The organism is Vibrio sp. 10N.261.54.A5 (assembly GCF_041471145.1).
Classification (GTDB): Bacteria; Pseudomonadota; Gammaproteobacteria; order Enterobacterales; family Vibrionaceae; genus Vibrio; species Vibrio crassostreae_C.
Map to the genome: position 1 here is coordinate 96,273 of NZ_JBFRNU010000042.1, position 17,529 is coordinate 113,801.

Here is a 17,529-nt window from a genome sequence, read left to right on the forward strand (position 1 = left end):
GGGTAATGGAGATGTCACTTACTACCTAAGTCGGTAAGGTGTTCAATCTCTCTATAAAGCAGTTCATCGTCGCCAACATTAAGCTCCACAAGTCGCTTAAGGTGGCTGATACTATCAATATCTAAATGCTCTATGCGTAAACGCATTGAGGTATTGATGGTAGAGACTATCGTTGCTTCTAACTGAATATTGATATCACTGTTTTCGAGCTTAAAGCTCACTTGAACAGGGACATCATGGCTAAGTTGTTTTGATTCATTGCATTGAATGAGTAAACCATGGAGTGATAAGTCTTGCACTGAGCCTGATATATTTACTTGTCCTTGTGAGATCTCAGTAGGGACTTGATAAATAACTCGTGAAAATTGACGTCTTTCAACCATAAGTAATCTCTCTATATCGATGCATTACACGTAAGCCAGATATATCAAAGGCCGCTATTATCGCGGCCTTTGTTCAAAATACAAGCTTATTTACTTAGCTATACGCTTGTACTTGATACGGTGCGGTTCTGCCGCTTGTGCGCCTAGAGTCTGCTTAAGCCACTCAGTGTACTCAGTATAGTTACCTTCGTAGAAGTTAACTTGACCTTCATCACGGTAGTCTAAGATATGGGTCGCAATACGGTCAAGGAACCAACGGTCATGCGAGATAACCATTGCACAGCCAGGGAATTCAAGCAGTGCTTCTTCAAGAGCACGTAGCGTTTCAACGTCAAGGTCGTTGGTAGGCTCATCGAGTAGCAGTACGTTACCGCCCGCTTTTAGCAGTTTCGCTAAGTGAACACGGTTACGCTCACCACCAGAAAGCTCACCGATGATCTTCTGTTGGTCGTTGCCTTTAAAGTTGAAACGAGAACAGTAAGCACGCGCAGGGATTTCGAAGTTGTTGATCTTAATGATATCAGCGCCTTCAGAGATCTCTTGGAATACTGTCTTAGTGTCGTCCATGCTGTCACGGAACTGATCAACAGAAGCAAGCTTAACGGTTTCGCCTAGTTCAACTGTACCTGAATCTGGCTGTTCTGCACCGCTTAGCATCTTGAATAGTGTTGATTTACCTGCACCGTTGGCACCAACGATACCGACGATTGCGCCCTTAGGCATGCTGAACGATAGGTCGTCGATAAGAACGCGATCACCAAACGATTTAGTCAGGTTGTTCACTTCAAGAACTTTATCACCTAGACGCTCACCTGGCGGGATGAACAGTTCGTTGGTTTCGTTACGCTTCTGGTATTGGCCAGTTGTCAATTCTTCAAAACGAGCCATACGAGCTTTAGACTTAGCTTGACGGCCTTTAGGGTTTTGACGAACCCATTCAAGTTCTTTCTCGATTGTCTTTTGACGTGCGCTTTCGCCCGCTTTTTCTTGCTTAAGACGCTCGTCTTTTTGCTCTAGCCAAGACGTGTAGTTACCTTCCCATGGGATACCTTCACCACGGTCAAGTTCTAGAATCCAGCCAGCTGCGTTGTCTAGGAAGTAACGGTCGTGGGTAATCGCCACAACAGTACCACTGTAATCAACAAGGAAGTGCTCAAGCCATGCTACTGATTCTGCATCCAAGTGGTTGGTTGGTTCATCAAGAAGCAGCATGTCTGGCTTTTCAAGAAGTAGACGACAGATAGCAACACGACGACGCTCACCACCTGATAGGAATTCAATTTTCGCATCCCACTCAGGAAGACGAAGTGCATCAGCAGCACGCTCTAGAGCAGTCTCTAAGTTGTGACCGTCTTTTGCTTGAATCAGTGCTTCTAGTTCGCCTTGCTCTTTAGCAAGTGCATCGAAATCTGCATCTGGTTCTGCGTAAGCTGCGTAAACTGCATCGATACGCTTAAGTGCGTCAGCAACGTCAGAAACCGCTTCTTCTACGATTTCACGAACCGTTTTTGATTCGTCTAGTACAGGTTCTTGCGGTAGGTAACCTACTTTAAGACCTTGTTGTGCACGTGCTTCACCATCAATATCAGTATCAATACCAGCCATGATACGTAGTAGGGTAGATTTACCTGAACCATTTAGACCCAAAACACCGATTTTAGCGCCAGGAAAAAAGCTAAGAGAAATGTCTTTAAGAATTTGACGCTTAGGTGGAACAGTTTTGCTCACCCGAGACATGGTATATACGTATTCAGCCATTGCCGATCGATCCTAATTATTGTTCAAAATTGTCTGCTATTTTATACCAATATCCTCAAAGATGTTACTCCTAGGGCAGAAAAGCCACTCTTGAACTAATCCTTACCTATTATTGTCACATTGGTCATTAAAACTATATTTAATGGGCTTCTGAGGCGAAGTGTTAAATATTAATAATATTTACACTCAAATCCTTTACATTTGATGTGATGTCGGGCGTAAATAGACTTCACGTATTCATACACGCACTAAGGAAAGAGCGAATGTTTTTCCGCATTGGTAATACGAAAATTGCTGTGGCTGCATCGGCAATTTTGTCTTCGGTTTCACTGGCTCCGGTCGCTATGGCTAGCAATGCATCCGAGCTTGAAATGCAGCGTGACGTTTATGACAAAGCGCAAGAGGTTTTAGACAGCCGTGATCTAAAAGCTTACTCCGCGCTGCGTAACAAAATTCAAACATACCCTTTAACACCTTACACCGATTATCGGGCCTTTCTGATTGGCTTAGGTGATCGCACACCTGCTGAGGTCGATGCTTTCATTGAAGAGAACAAGGCATTGCCTTTCTCCAATCGAATGCGCGCACCTTATTTGGACTCATTGGCTTCTCAAAAACAGTGGAAGACGATCCTTGAGTTTCAAACCAAAGAGCCTGTCGGTGAAAAATACCAATGTATTTATTATCGAGCGCATTACGAGCAAGGTAACCAAGAGCTTGCCTTTAAAGGAGCTAAACAACTTTGGTTGAGTGGTAGTGGTGTTGATGACGCTTGTGACCCTTTATTTAAAAGCTGGGATCAAGCTGGGCTAAGAACTGATGAGCTGATTCTGGATAGAATGCTGCTAGCGTTCGAGGGCCGTAACGGTAAGTTAATGAGCTATCTGATTAAGCAATTGGATCATGATGAGTCAATTGCTCAAGCGAAGCAGATGAAGGCGTTGTACAACAAGCCTGAAAATGTACTCGCGTTTGCTAAAAAACATCCAGCGAATGAATTCTACCAAGCTCAAACCGAGTTTGCTTTCGAGAAGCTAGCAAGGAAATCATCAAGCAGTGCTCAAAAGGTGTTTGATGATGTCATCAAGGATCAGAAGTTTTCGAAAGAGAAATCTCAAGAGCTCGCTGATTACCTAACGTTTCGTCTGATCAACACCGACTCTGAAGAGTTAATGGTGTGGCGCGACAAAATGCTCGCGAGTTCATCAAAGCAAGTTCTGCTGGAACGACGTGCTCGCTTAGCAATTCAACATGCCGATTGGACGGGTTTGAAAGAGTGGATAGCGCGCTTGGATGATAAACATCAGGCTTCGCTTCGTTGGCAATATTGGCAGGGCAGATCTGAAATCGCGACGGGCGATACTGACAAAGGCAATAAGCGACTGTCAGATATCTTGGGTCAGCGTAATTTCTACAGTGTGGCTGCGGCTAAGCAGTTAGGTAAGCCAGTTCAATATCCAACATCGACACTTAAATACAATGCTGAAACAGTGAAGCCATTCGACACCTCTTTGGTGCGTATTGGTGAACTGATTGACCGAGACAAAATTGCGGCAGCGAAAAGTGAATGGCGCTGGTTACTGACCAATGCAGATAAAGAGCAAAAAGAGATGCTTGCCGCTTACGCTGCGACACAGCGTTGGAATCACTTTACCGTAACAGCGAGTATCTCTGCGAAGATGTGGGATAACATTGCGCTGCGCTTCCCTGTTGCTCATAAGTGGTGGTTTAACTTCTACGCTGAAAAGCACGATCTCGATCCAATCACTTTGATGTCTTTAGCAAGACAAGAGAGTGCGATGGATTCAGAAGCTCGCTCTCCAGTTGGCGCGCGTGGCATTATGCAAATTATGCCCAAGACGGCGCAATACACAGCGAACAAACATAAGATTAAGTATCAGGGCAGCGATGATCTTTATGATGTCGGCAAAAACATTGAGATTGGCAGTCACTACTTAGATGGTTTACTCGCTCAATATGATGACAACCGTATCTTTGCGTTTGCGGCTTATAATGCTGGACCTAGCCGTGTGAAACAGTGGCGTTCACGCAGCGATGAAAAGCTCGATGCCTTTGCATTTATCGAAATGATCCCATTCAAAGAGACACGTGGCTACGTTCAGAATATCTTGATGTTTGAGACCTACTATCGAGATATCTTGGGTGAGAAAGGGACGTTTTTAGCGCCCCATGAGGCAAAAACGAAATACTAAGCCTTCGGCATTTGGCCCGAAACTGAGTAAGAATAAAGGCAGTGAGTGCTAACCATTTCCACTTACTGCCTTTTTACATTGGATCGCATCAAGTGTTTCGGTATAAAGTGTTAAACGCTTTCAATCGTTAAGCGACTCTTTAAAGTCAGAATTTAAAAGTAAGTGTAGAGATATGGCATCACAACCTGAATATGATAATTGGCAACAACTGATGGACTTGGTAAAGACGGCTGTCGAAAAAGATCAGCACGAGCTGTTGTTGACTATGATGATGACACCAGACGAGCGAGATGCTCTGGTTGCTCGAATTAATATCTTCTGTGAGCTGATGAAAGGCGATATGTCTCAACGACAGGTGAGTCAAATGCTGGGCGTAGGCGTCGCGACGATAACCAGAGGCTCAAATGAGCTAAAGGCCAAATCTGAGCAAGAGAAAGTCGTGATCGCCGACCTATTGCTAAAGTAATAATGGAATTAAGCTATCACGCGATAGTATGAATACGAATTCGATCAAAAACGCTAACTGGATGTTAGCGTTTTTTGTTTCTGAAGATTGTTCTTGGAATCTTTTGAAGTTTAAGGAAGCCTCAAATACTAAATAGGAAAGTGTTCAGGATTCACAAATGGGATCAGAGCCAAAATTAAAGCTTGATGATAGACCGAACTGCGTGACAATTGGTTATGTGTCAGTAGGCCAATGGCACCACCTTTCTGTTTGATATTGTCGGTACCAAACACTTCATCCATCACATCCCCTAACTCGTTTGCATGCTCTAGTTTCTCAAGCACGGCTGGTGGCAGCATCAGACTTGCTGAACGAGACTCGCCACGTTGGCCATTCGTTTCGATCACCATCCAGGCAAAGGTGACGTTTGTTTCTATTCCCGCTTCTAGACCAACATAGAAGTCTGCATCAGGCTGAGCTTGAGTTGCGTTGTGAACTCGATTCACGGCACCTTGATAGGTTTCATCATTGCTCATCGGTTGATCGGCGACACCACTAGGGACGCTGATGCCTTTGAAATCAAATTCAGTATCAGGAAAAGCAGATAAGAACGCACTTTTAACGGCGTTTATTTTAGCTGGGTTCAGCGATGCGATGATTACAGATTTCATGTGTCGGATTCTTTTTGTTGTCGATTAGATTGAGTTGATGTTGTCGGTACCAGTCACTCAACTCTTCTAGTGGCATGGGTTTACCAAAGTAATAGCCTTGCAGCATATCGCACTGTGCATCCTGTAACCACTGGTGCATGTCTTGAGTTTCAATCCCTTCGGCGGTGACCTTTTTCCCCTGAGCATGACACAACCCGATAACTGGTTTTACGATGTTCTGGTTATCGGTTTCAATTAAGGTATCCAAAAACGCTTTATCCAATTTAATTTTCTGAGTTGGATACTGCACCAGTTGAGTGATAGAGGTGTAACCGGAACCAAAGTCATCAATCGCCAGTCGATAACCCATGCATGACAGCTCATTCAGCAATGGGAAGCCTTCTGAGTTTGAGTAAAAGGTTTCAGTGATTTCAAAATCGATTAGGCTTGGTGGAATTCGATTTAACTCCGCGTGTTCTTTAATGAAACCCGCAAGGTGAGTGGTTTCAATGCCAGCAGAAGATAAGTTGATCGACAATTGAATCGAGTGATCAAATTGAGTCTGAAGTCGATGGAATGAAGCAAACGCATTCTGTATTACCCAGCGGTCAACATGTTCGAACAGCCCGGTTTGTTCGGCTATTGGAATGAACTCATCCGGTGGAACCAAACCAAGTTGCTTTGAATTCCAACGTAATAACACCTCAACGCCAATAACATCAGTCCCGGTAGAATCCATGTAGGGCATGTAAACGAGCCTGAATTCATCATCAAAATTCTTACCTCTAAGCGCACGTTCAATGTCTGCTTGGCGCTGAATGGCTTTGTCTAAATCCCGTGAATAGTCAGCAAATTGGTTTTTACCGGCACGCTTGGCTTGGTACATCGCAGTATCCGCGTTGGACAGTAGCTTCTCGATTGAGTTGCCATCATTAGGGTAGGTCGCAATACCAATACTGACCGTGATCGGAAAGCTGCCTGATTCGGTGACAAAACCTTTTTGCAGTGGAGTCAGTAAATCATTCGAGAATCGATGCGCGACATTTCCTCGGTGACTAGGAGCGTTAATGTAGACAACGAACTCGTCTCCAGAAAGTCGGGCAGGCATACAATGAGCGTCGAACTCCTCTTTATAGTGACGACAAATATCTGAAATACGCTGAGCAAAAGAGACCAGAATCGAGTCGCCGATTTGATGTCCGTATTTGTCGTTCACAAACTTGAAGTTGTCCAAGTCAAAATAGAGAACCCAGGTTTCGGTATTCGAACTCGGTTTTGGCAACGATTGCTGAACGAAGGTTTGAAACTGATGCCTATTGGCTATTTGGGTTAACTGATCATTTTCGGCCAAGAGCTTGGTCTGTTGGTAGGTGTTATCTAACTCTTGGTACATGTCATAAAAACGCTGTGATAGGCGGCCAAGCTCATCACGAGTGCCCAAGCGTTCGATGTTCTTACGTTGTTTTTTTTCGACTTGCTGTAGCTGTCGATCGAGCCGCGTTATTGGAGTAATCACAGTGCGAGACAGAAGCATGAGTAGAAGAGCGACAGTCACAAACGCAGACAGGGCAAACGACAAACTCAGCTTGTTCCAAATTGAATCGAGCTTGTTTTCTAATAGGAATTGCGCAGGATCGACCGTGGCGTACAGTTCTGGAGCAAGCTTGACTGAGTGGGTGACATCATTTTCCAAAGAAACCGCTATGGATGTGAAGAATAAACTGGTTTGGTAGTCGAACTCTATCTGTTTTCTCAGCGCATTAAATTTGTCGAGAGAGACAGAGACAACAACAAAGAACACATCGTCGGGTTGATTGTTAACGGTTGGGAAAATCGCTTTTCTATCTACCTTGTTATAGTGAACCAACATCCCTTCGCCTTGGGAGTTTTGAATATAGTTGGTACTCGATGTTGCTAAGGTGTCTTGATAGTGCAGGTCAACATACTCCAATATCTTACTGTCAATCTGAGTGCGTGAGTCATTGCTATTATCCGCGTAATAACGCAGTTTTCGATCACCATTAAGAAGCGCTAAACCTGTATAGCTTTCATCGTCATCTTGCAGGAAATGAATGGCTTCTCGAAGATTACTGACCAGTTCAAGATCGCGAGATAGATTTTGATCAGTGAGAAAATAACGCTTCACCATATCACTCTGGGTCAAGGTGTAAGAGTAGCTATTGAGGAACGAACGAGATTGGCGAAAGTATCCGGCTAGTTTTTCCATGTTCAGTTGAAGTGCGTTGTCTTCGCGTTTGATGAAACTGCTTTTTTGCGTCGAATAAATAATATAGCTAGAAGCCGCGGTACTGATCAGTATCACAGGGGCTATTAGTAGTAAGATTTTAGTACTTAGCTTCATAGTTAATGACAACACTATTTATAAATTAAGCGCATAAGTTTATGTTACTTAATGCTTACTCGCTATTAATTATACGTAGTTCGATGATTTCCTGTGAAGGGGGTAAGGTTTTGTCTTTATTGATAAAAAAAGCCACTAATGAGTTTTTGTTAGAAAGGCTCAAGTAGTGGAGAGAGTAAGCGTGCCGAATGTGCGAAACAAGTGAATTGTGTTTCAGGCATGCTAGGGTGAGTTTTCTTAGCGAGAATAGTACTCGACTAGAGGGTGATTTAAGTATTTGGCCTGCTGTAGGCCAAATACTTATGTTAGCTAAAAGCTGATACTCACTTTCAGCTATGACAACTTAACTTGAGTCGCTTTGATGTTCTCACTTGGGTAGCAACCCAACACCTTAAGGTGGCGAGTAATGGCTGTTAGTTCCGTTATCGCCTGCTGCATATTATCTGAATCCAGATGCGCCTCTAAATCGACATAGAACATCTCTTCCCAAGGGTTACCCATGATAGGACGAGATTCCAGCTTGGTCATGTTGATGCCTAAGCGTTGCAGGATCAGTAGTGTTTCTACCAAAGAACCCGCCTCTTGAGATGTCGACATGATGAGCGTCGTTTTCGCTGGTATTTGAGTCGATACTTCAACAGGCTTACGCGCCACTACGATGAAACGAGTGTGGTTCTCTGTTTGGTTAGCAATGTTGCCCTGAATTGGCTGAAGCCCATAAAGTTTGCCGCTCGATGCATTACCAATAGCAGCTACGTCATTACCACCTAATTCTTTAACTTTTTTCATTGCATCAGCGGTGCTTGCGCAAGACTCAAGGCTGACACCCTTAAGGCGGCTCAAGAACTCACTGCATTGTTGATGAGGTTGTGGGTGCGAGTAGAGTGTTTTGATGTCTTCTAAACGGATATCACTTTTAGCAACAAGGCAGTGCTCAATCGGTTGAGAAAGTTCGCCAACAATGTACAGAGTCGTATGTTGTAGCAGGTCGTAGACCTCGTTAATTGACCCTGAACTGGTGTTCTCAATCGGCAGGACACCGTAGTCGGCATGGCCAGACTCTACTGTTGATGCGACTTCTTTGAAGTGATTACAGTTCAGCTCAATCAATTCCATATTCTTGCGGCTGAAGTATTCGCGGCTCGCAAGGTGAGAATACGATCCCTTAGAACCTAAGAATGCAACGCGAGCCAATGGTTTACGGCTTTGCGGGTTCGCTAGGTTTTGTAAGTATGACTGTTGTAGTAAAACGGAATCTTCGATGATGGTGTGAAACAGCTTGGTAATGTACTGCGCATCAAGTTCGTATTTATCTTTGCCGTTGTTGATCAGCTTAACTAATAGTTGTTGCTCTCGTACTGCATCACGAACTGGTTTTGATGTCTCTACTTTGCTTTTAGCGACTTCGATACTTAGCTTGCGACGCTCCGAAAGTAACTTCAGGAGTTCGTCGTCTAAATCATTAAGACGAAGGCGGATATCATCCAGTGAAATTGAGCGGTCAGTCATAAATGTGTCCTTATAAAAAAGCCTCCCTAGTGTGGGAGGCTTCTTGTTCGTTTTTGACTTGTTTTTCTAAAACGACTTAGCCTCCGATTTACGGAAGAAAAAAGAAGTCAAAAATAAACAAAGATTGAGTGTGCATAAAAAGTGATTGTTTTATGAATGTTTAAACACAATAAGCAAGCGAGCTACGAGCGTCAAGCAAAAAAATAGCGCCCTGAGGCGCTATTTTTTAATCTGTTCTCTTTCCTTATTCTACTTCAGCTTCTAGCTCTTCGATTTCAGGCTTTTCAGCGCGGCGCGCTTCTGGTTTATGGCGTAGCTTGTTGAGTTGACGCTCTAGTTTTTGTTCTACTTCGTTGATCGCTACGTAGAGGTCGTCATGGATTGATGAAGCAACAAGTTGGCCTTTTGGTACGGTTAGTACCGCTTCAAATTTCTTCTTCTTGTTTGGTTCTTCGCTAAAGCTCGCTTGGCAGCCAATGATGTCTACTTGCCATTTATCTAGCTTTTTAAATTTGCTTTCTATGTGATCACGGATTGCAGAGGTAATGTCGATGTTTTTACCAGTGATGTTCATTTTCATAGAAGTTTTCCTCTGTTGTATCCCTCATGGGTTAACTTCAGATTACGACTTTTAGGAATAAAGAATGTGATCTAGATCTTGTTTTGGTTGGGTGGGATAAGCATTAAAATCAAATGTGATCTTACGCAAGTCTTAGTATCTTTTTGGCGAAAAATGCTTGTTATCCTTATGAAAAACGATAACTTGGAGGCAAGGCTTCGCTAAAAATTAAATCAGTTTTTAGGGGTGTCCTACAGCCTATGGAAAGTACTTGATTGAAATTTACTCAATAGTGTTTTGTGATATAGGTCTTGTAATATAGGTCGCTACATAAGCTTCTTCAGAATTAGATAAACAAAAGCCGCATAAGTATTCTTATGCGGCTTTTGTGTTTTTTAGCTTTACCTAATACCTTTGGCTCCCCAGCTCTGGGATGGAGGCGATCCTAGTCGTTAGTGTTCAGTAATCTCGCTGTGCCGTCCTCTCGGATAGCATTGATAGCTTGTAATTGTTTATAGATTACGAAGTAACGATTGATGTTGGCAACATAGGTTACGGGTTCTTTACTCACGTATTTGCGAGTGATGATTTCTACGTTTTTAAACCAGATGTTTGGGTTGTAACCTTTCTGCTTGGCAATGCTCCTCATCTTTCTGATCTTAGCAGGACCAGCGTTGTAAGAAGCCAAGGTAAAGTAGATTTGATTGTCGGGTGATATTGCCGGGTCGTCAAAATATCGGTCTTTGATAAAGCGCATATACTTCACACCCGCATGGATGTTGTTATCCACCTTATGGATGTTCTTGATGTTGACGTTTTTATCTTTGGCGGTACTCGGTAATACCTGCATCACACCAATAGCCCCGCGATGAGAAATCCGGCTCTGATCCAGTCCTGATTCTTGGAAACCTTGAGCTGACATCATCAAAGGATCAAATTCATACTTGCTCGAATACTTTTCAAAGACATCTGAGAGTTTAGCTACTCGGTCTACTTTATTGGGGTTGAGTGCTCGGCCTAACCAGCGAGTATTGTCGATGTATTTCTGGTAGATGACATTCCCAAGCAGGGTGCCTGTTCGTGCGGTCTTGACGTATTTGTTTATCTCTTTCTTCAGTTGAGGGCTGTCTTTTCTTAAAGCCCAAGCAATACGACCATTTTCTCGTAAAGGTAAGTCGTTATGGACTTGAATGTTTTCCATTACATCGATCCAGAGCTTGGCTTTATGGTTATCCAGAATTGTGCCTTGTATATAACCTTGGTTAACCAGTTCTATCAGCTCGTAGTCTTGTAATGACTCCTCGATAAAGTGGACATGCAGTGGTGGTAAACCTAGCTCGTTAAGCTCCTTATTAACTCTTTGTACACTCTCGAAGTAACTCGAGCTTGCTCGTATCCACACCTCTTTGCCACTCAATTGCTTGATTTCGGTGATAGGTTCGGCCTTTTTCCCTGTGATAATGAGTTCTTTACCATCTTTAATCATCGGATCCGAAAAATCGATGGTTCGTAATCGTTTATCGGTGATCGTTAGGTTAGCGACAGCGACATCACCATAGCCAGACTCTAAAGAGGGAAGTAGATCATCTCGTTGCACGGGGATGATTTGAACATTGAGATAGGGATGTTTCTTACGAAGGCTTTTCTCAAAGTGGTAGAGCATTTCTGCCACGATGCCTTTTGGCTTGCCATCCTCGATGTAATAGAAACCAAGATCGGCAGACACTAGCACTCTAACCGTTCCTTTGGTTTTGAGCACATCCAAGTCACCCATGTAAGGCTTATTGCTTAATGGAGACAGTTCTAATGCGTAGGATAAGTGGCTAAATAGCGATATCCAGATAAATAATAACAACCTACTCACATCCACACTCCATGTTGATGTTTTGTTAAAAGTTATCTTTTGAAGATACCGTGTATTATGCGATCCATCAAGTTTGCGATATGTAGATGAAAAAAAGCGCGCTAGTAAATTAGCGCGCTTTTAGGATTGAGATGTAAGAGGTTTGATTAAGGTAGTGGGTTTAACTCAATCAACTTTTCTGTTCTTAACACAGCATCATCTAGGCCGAGTTGTTGATAAGCTTTTAGCTGGATATCTAAAGACTTACGCGCAGCAATGGTGTCTGGGTAAGTTTTTTGCAGCTCTTGCGTTCTGTTGATCGCAGCAATCCAAGCTTCGCGGCGTAGGTAGAAATCAGCGGTTGCTAAGTCATACTCTGCTAGGCGGTTCTTAAGTGCGAACATGCGTTTTTGTGCATCTTCAGCATAAGGGCTACTAGGGAAACGTTCGAGTAGTCGCTTGAAGTCAGCAAACGCAAGTTTCACTGGTTCAGGATCTCGGTCACTACGGTCGATATTAAAAATATCGTGCATGAAGTTTCGGTCTTGCGCCATGTGCGTTAAGCCGCGCATGTAAAGAACCCAGTCTTGTTTCTCATGCGTTGGGTTCAAACGTAGGAAACGTGAAATGGTAGCGAGGCCAAGTGCCAAGTCATCATTTTTGTAGTAAGCGTAAATCAGATCGAGCTGTACTTGCTCAGAATAGGCGCCGAATGGGTAACGTGAGTCTAGGGCTTCTAGCTTTTCTATTGCTGAAAGCCAGCTACCGCTCTGCAGTGATTCTTGAGCGTCAGAGTAGAGAACCGATGGTGGTACATCTGGCACTATCTCTTCACTACTTGAACAACCAACCAAGAGTGATACGGCTAATAGACCCGATAAAGTAAGGTGTTTCATGTCAGGCGTCGATTCCTTGAATTAAATATTTCGTAAGCTTCCGTTACTTTCTAACCAGTAACAGATACAATGATGCAATTATTCTATTTTATCCATACTAATGGGTATTAGTCTCACGGTTTTTAAAAAAGTTCGATATGGCTCAGCAGATCACATTAACAGACACAGTAAAAAGCAGCCAGTTAGGTCAACGTTTAGACCAAGCTGTCGCTGAACTATTTACCGATTTTTCTCGCTCTCGCATTAAAGAGTGGCTTCTTGACGGCAAAATCCAAGTGGATGGCGAAGTTATTACAAAGCCGCGCGTTAAGGTTTTGGGCGGTGAAGAGATCATCTTGCAAGCTGAACTTGCAGATGAAGAGCGCTGGGAAGCACAAGATATTCCTCTAAACATTGTCTACGAAGATGATGACTTATTGGTTATCAATAAGCCTCGCGATCTGGTTGTACACCCAGGCGCAGGCACACCGGATGGAACCATACTAAACGCATTGCTTTTCCATTACCCACAGATTGCAGAAGTGCCTCGTGCAGGTATTGTGCACCGTCTTGATAAAGACACAACAGGTCTTATGGTTGTGGCTAAAACGGTTCCAGCTCAAACTCGTCTTGTGCGTGCTCTTGCTAAGCGTCGTATTACTCGTGAATATGAAGCAATTGCAATTGGCAAAATGACCGCTGGTGGTGTGGTAGAGAAAGGCATTAGCCGTCATGCAACTAAGCGTACCTTGATGGATGTAAATGAATTAGGAAAGCCAGCGGTAACTCACTACCGTGTTGCTGAGCACTTCCGCGAGCATACTCGTATTCGTCTACGCCTAGAAACGGGTCGTACTCACCAAATTCGTGTTCACATGTCATACCTTCAGCATCCGCTGCTAGGTGACGTTGCATACGGTGGTCGTGCTCGTATTCCAAAAGGTGCATCTGAAGAACTAACAACAATGATTCGTTCTTTTGATCGCCAAGCACTGCACGCCGTTATGCTTAAATTTGTTCACCCAATTACAGGTGAAGAAGTTGAGTTCCACGCTCCTGTGCCAAATGACATGGTCGTGATGGCTGAAGCGTTACGTGTTGATGCGCGCGAAAACTTGGAAGACGACATTTAATCATGTCGATGATCATCCCTAACTGGAATGCACCAAAAAACGTGAAAGCATTTGCTTCGACACGTTTTGATGGTTTTTCTACTGGTGCGTATCAAGGATTAAACCTAGGTACGCATGTTGGGGATGATGCTTCGCTTGTTGAAAACAACAGAGCCTGGCTCAAGCAACACGCTAATATGCCTGCCGCTCCGGTATGGCTACATCAAACTCACTCAACAGATGTCGTTACGGTTTTACACCCTACGGCAGATATTCTTGATGCTGACGGTGCATTTACCACAGCTAAAGATGTTGTTTGTTCTGCGATGACAGCCGATTGCTTACCTGTAATCCTTACTGATACCAAAGGCACTCAAGTTGCTGCTGTTCATGCTGGTTGGCGTGGTCTTGCTGGTGGCATTCTTGAAAATGCCGTCGCAAAGTTTTCAAACTTAGGTTCAGAGAATAAGATCATTGCTTGGCTTGGTCCTGCAATAGGCAAACAAGCTTTTGAAGTAGGCGATGATGTGTTGGAAGCTTTCGTTAGTTTTGACTCTCAAGCTAAGCTCGCATTTGAAGCCAAAGCTGAACCAGGCAAATGGCTAGCGAATATGTCTCAGCTTGCAACGCAACGACTGAACAAAGTTGGTGTAACTTCTGTGACAGACTCTAATCTATGTACCTTCGCTGATGCCGATGCGTTCTATTCTTATCGTCGTGATGGTATTACTGGACGCCAAGCTACTTTTATTTGGTTAGAGTAACCTTTAACTAGTGCAACCAGTCATCCAGCTCATTTATATTTTTATAACAGCTCTATTCTTCATTCTTATCCCTTGAAAATCCGCGTTACCGTATCCATCTTCTAACCATAAGATAAACATATCTAAGAGTAGGAAGGTTGGCATGCGTCTCGATCGATTCACTAGTAAATTCCAAATTGCGATATCTGATGCTCAGTCGCTCGCATTAGGTCGTGATCACCAATATATAGAGCCTGTGCACCTAATGGTGTCTTTGCTTAATCAAGATGGTAGTGCAATTCGTCCATTGCTCACCATGCTGAATATTGATGTGGTTCAATTGCGTTCTAAATTGAGCGAAATATTAGACCGAGTGCCTAAAGTAAGTGGCATCGGTGGTGACGTTCAGCTATCGAATGCGATGGGAACGCTGTTTAACCTGTGTGATAAGGTCGCGCAAAAGCGTCAAGACAGTTATATATCTTCAGAAGTATTCCTACTGGCTGCTATTGAAGACAAAGGTCCTTTAGGAAACCTACTTAAAGAGCTAGGTCTTACCGAGCAAAAATTATCTCAAGCTATTGAACAAGTCCGCGGTGGCCAGAAGGTCGATGACCCGAATGCGGAAGATAGACGCCAAGCACTCGAGAAGTTCACCATTGATCTGACCGAAAGAGCAGAGCAAGGCAAGCTAGATCCTGTTATTGGCCGAGACGACGAAATCCGTCGCACTATCCAAGTACTTCAACGCCGCACCAAGAACAACCCTGTCATTATCGGTGAACCAGGTGTCGGTAAAACAGCGATAGTCGAAGGTTTGGCTCAGCGTATTATTAACAATGAAGTACCTGAAGGTTTGAGAGGCCGACGTGTACTTTCGTTAGATATGGGCTCTTTAATTGCCGGCGCTAAATATCGTGGTGAGTTTGAAGAGCGTTTGAAGTCAGTCCTCAATGAATTGTCTAAAGAAGAGGGCAATATCATTCTCTTCATCGATGAAATTCATACTATGGTCGGCGCTGGTAAAGGTGAAGGCTCTATGGATGCCGGTAACATGCTAAAACCAGCGTTGGCTCGTGGTGAACTCCACTGTGTTGGCGCAACGACTCTTGATGAATACCGTCAATACATAGAGAAAGATCCAGCGTTAGAGCGCCGCTTCCAAAAAGTGCTTGTCGATGAACCAACGGTTGAAGACACGGTGGCGATTCTTCGTGGTTTGAAAGAGCGCTATGAACTTCATCATCATGTAGAAATTACCGACCCAGCAATCGTGGCTGCAGCAACACTATCTCATCGATACGTTTCTGATCGTCAACTGCCGGATAAAGCGATTGATCTGATTGATGAAGCGGCTTCGAGTATCCGTATGCAGATCGACTCAAAACCTGAGTCGCTAGATAAGCTCGAGCGTAAAATCATTCAATTGAAGATCGAGCAGCAAGCTCTTACCAATGAAAATGATGAAGCCAGTGAAAAACGCCTTCGAACATTACAAGAAGAGCTTTCTGACAAAGAACGAGATTTCGCAGAGCTTGAAGAAGTGTGGAATGCAGAGAAAGCCGCGCTTTCTGGCACGCAACACATCAAGTCAGAGCTAGAACAAGCTCGTATGGATATGGATTTTGCGAGACGTGCTGGTGATCTTAACCGAATGTCTGAATTGCAATACGGTCGAATCCCAGAATTAGAGAAGCAGTTAGATCTTGCGACTCAAGCTGAAATGCAAGAAATGACGCTGCTGCGTAATAAGGTCACTGATGCAGAAATTGCAGACGTGCTATCGAAGCAAACAGGCATACCTGTTTCTAAAATGCTAGAAGCCGAGAAAGAGAAGCTTCTTAACATGGAAGGTGTTCTACATAAGCGAGTTATTGGCCAAGCGGAAGCAGTCGAAGTGGTATCGAATGCGATTCGTCGTAGCCGTGCAGGTTTATCTGATCCAAACAAGCCGATTGGATCTTTCTTATTCCTTGGTCCAACTGGCGTTGGTAAAACGGAGTTGTGTAAAACACTCGCGAACTTCATGTTTGATAGTGACGATGCAATGGTGCGTATCGACATGTCTGAGTTTATGGAGAAACACTCTGTTGCTCGTTTGGTTGGTGCTCCTCCGGGTTACGTTGGATATGAAGAAGGTGGTTACTTAACAGAAGCAGTGCGTCGCAAGCCTTATTCAGTGATTTTGCTAGATGAAGTAGAGAAAGCGCATCCTGATGTATTCAATATCTTATTGCAGGTGCTTGATGATGGACGCTTAACTGATGGACAAGGTCGTACAGTCGATTTTAGAAACACGGTAGTGATCATGACATCCAACCTTGGCTCTTCGAGAATTCAAGAGAACTTCAATACGCTCGACTACCAAGGAATAAAGAATGAAGTGATGGAAGTGGTAGGTAAACATTTCCGTCCTGAGTTTTTGAACCGAGTTGATGAAAGCGTGGTGTTCCATCCATTGGGTCAAGAGCACATTCAGTCGATAGCCGCTATTCAGCTTGAGCACCTTAAGAAGAGAATGGAAGACAATGGTTATGAGCTTGAAGTTTCGGATAAAGCACTCAAGTTAATTTCTCAAGTTGGTTTTGATCCAGTATATGGTGCACGACCTTTGAAAAGAGCGATTCAACAAAGTGTCGAGAACCCGTTAGCGAAAGCGATACTGGCAGGAAAAATTAATCCAGATAAGAAAGTGCAGCTATTAGTAAACAACGACCGCATTATTGCTCACCAATAGTTGAAGTAAGAACGGTAGGTACGATTGGCCGAAATTAAGGCTTAATCGTACCTATTTTAAACGCTTTGTGTGAATAGTGTTCGAACGGTCGCCGGTGGCGGCTTTTTTTCGTTTTTAGCCTTGTACAAAGGATTATTCTCTCTATAATGCGCCTCCGTTGCCAAGGATAACCAAGCGGTTTGAACTGAGTAACAAGACGGTGATAAGCATTTAAGATGCTTTGAAAAATTAGCTGGAAAAAGTGTTTGACACTGGAATCTAATCCGCTAGAATGGCCGTCCACTTCGAGAGGCTCCTTACTAAAAGGAAGGCTCAACAAGTAAAGCTCTTTAACAATTTA

General features: G+C 43.6%; 13 protein-coding genes and 1 other annotated feature. Of the genes, 5 read left to right on the plus strand and 8 right to left on the minus strand.

Annotation, left to right across the window (positions count from 1 at the left end; all coding sequences use genetic code 11):
• Positions 1-14 precede the first annotated feature (14 nt).
• On the minus strand, positions 15-383 hold the full coding sequence (locus AB4329_RS13165; protein WP_017062857.1) for a PilZ domain-containing protein: 369 nt from the start codon (positions 381-383) through the stop codon (positions 15-17).
• A gap of 90 nt (positions 384-473) precedes the next feature.
• Complete coding sequence (gene ettA, locus AB4329_RS13170) at positions 474-2,141, minus strand: energy-dependent translational throttle protein EttA (protein ID WP_017056147.1); 1,668 nt, start codon at positions 2,139-2,141, stop codon at positions 474-476.
• Positions 2,142-2,404: 263 nt separating this feature from the next.
• On the opposite strand from ettA, the gene sltY reads away from it, so the two are divergent.
• Together sltY and trpR are read left to right on the plus strand one after the other, a co-directional pair.
• On the plus strand, positions 2,405-4,354 hold the full coding sequence (gene sltY / locus AB4329_RS13175; protein ID WP_372138494.1) for a murein transglycosylase: 1,950 nt from the start codon (positions 2,405-2,407) through the stop codon (positions 4,352-4,354).
• A gap of 172 nt (positions 4,355-4,526) precedes the next feature.
• Entirely contained in the window at positions 4,527-4,820 is a 294-nt protein-coding gene (gene trpR / locus AB4329_RS13180) for a trp operon repressor (RefSeq protein WP_017059358.1), read from the plus strand.
• 128 nt (positions 4,821-4,948) lie between these two features.
• On the opposite strand, the gene yjjX is transcribed toward trpR, so the two are convergent.
• The 6 genes from yjjX to AB4329_RS13210 form a co-directional block, all read right to left on the minus strand.
• On the minus strand, positions 4,949-5,470 hold the full coding sequence (gene yjjX, locus AB4329_RS13185; RefSeq protein WP_017059359.1) for an inosine/xanthosine triphosphatase: 522 nt from the start codon (positions 5,468-5,470) through the stop codon (positions 4,949-4,951).
• The gene (locus AB4329_RS13190) at positions 5,433-7,811 is read right to left on the minus strand and encodes a bifunctional diguanylate cyclase/phosphodiesterase (protein ID WP_136977516.1); all 2,379 of its coding nucleotides are present in this window, start codon (positions 7,809-7,811) and stop codon (positions 5,433-5,435) included. The genes yjjX and AB4329_RS13190 overlap by 38 nt, the downstream gene beginning before the upstream one ends.
• 333 nt (positions 7,812-8,144) lie before the next feature.
• The gene (pheA, locus tag AB4329_RS13195) at positions 8,145-9,320 is read right to left on the minus strand and encodes a prephenate dehydratase (protein WP_061019012.1); all 1,176 of its coding nucleotides are present in this window, start codon (positions 9,318-9,320) and stop codon (positions 8,145-8,147) included.
• Between the two features lie 12 nt (positions 9,321-9,332).
• Positions 9,333-9,454 (minus strand) — a sequence feature (Phe leader region).
• A 110-nt stretch (positions 9,455-9,564) separates the two neighbouring features.
• On the minus strand, positions 9,565-9,900 hold the full coding sequence (gene hpf / locus AB4329_RS13200; RefSeq protein WP_004735034.1) for a ribosome hibernation-promoting factor, HPF/YfiA family: 336 nt from the start codon (positions 9,898-9,900) through the stop codon (positions 9,565-9,567).
• A 424-nt stretch (positions 9,901-10,324) separates the two neighbouring features.
• The gene (locus tag AB4329_RS13205; protein WP_346393666.1) at positions 10,325-11,749 is read right to left on the minus strand and encodes a lytic transglycosylase F; all 1,425 of its coding nucleotides are present in this window, start codon (positions 11,747-11,749) and stop codon (positions 10,325-10,327) included.
• Positions 11,750-11,889: 140 nt separating this feature from the next.
• Positions 11,890-12,618, minus strand: coding sequence for an outer membrane protein assembly factor BamD (locus AB4329_RS13210; RefSeq protein WP_017059363.1), 729 nt, complete (start codon positions 12,616-12,618; stop codon positions 11,890-11,892).
• Between the two features lie 137 nt (positions 12,619-12,755).
• Between AB4329_RS13210 and rluD the strand changes: the two genes are divergently transcribed.
• From rluD to clpB, 3 genes are all read left to right on the plus strand, one after another.
• Positions 12,756-13,730, plus strand: a complete 975-nt coding sequence (rluD, locus tag AB4329_RS13215; RefSeq protein WP_017059364.1) for a 23S rRNA pseudouridine(1911/1915/1917) synthase RluD — start codon at positions 12,756-12,758, stop codon at positions 13,728-13,730.
• A gap of 2 nt (positions 13,731-13,732) precedes the next feature.
• Positions 13,733-14,473, plus strand: coding sequence for a peptidoglycan editing factor PgeF (gene pgeF / locus AB4329_RS13220; protein ID WP_065584732.1), 741 nt, complete (start codon positions 13,733-13,735; stop codon positions 14,471-14,473).
• Between the two features lie 142 nt (positions 14,474-14,615).
• The gene (clpB, locus tag AB4329_RS13225) at positions 14,616-17,189 is read left to right on the plus strand and encodes an ATP-dependent chaperone ClpB (protein ID WP_102398333.1); all 2,574 of its coding nucleotides are present in this window, start codon (positions 14,616-14,618) and stop codon (positions 17,187-17,189) included.
• Positions 17,190-17,529: the final 340 nt, after the last annotated feature.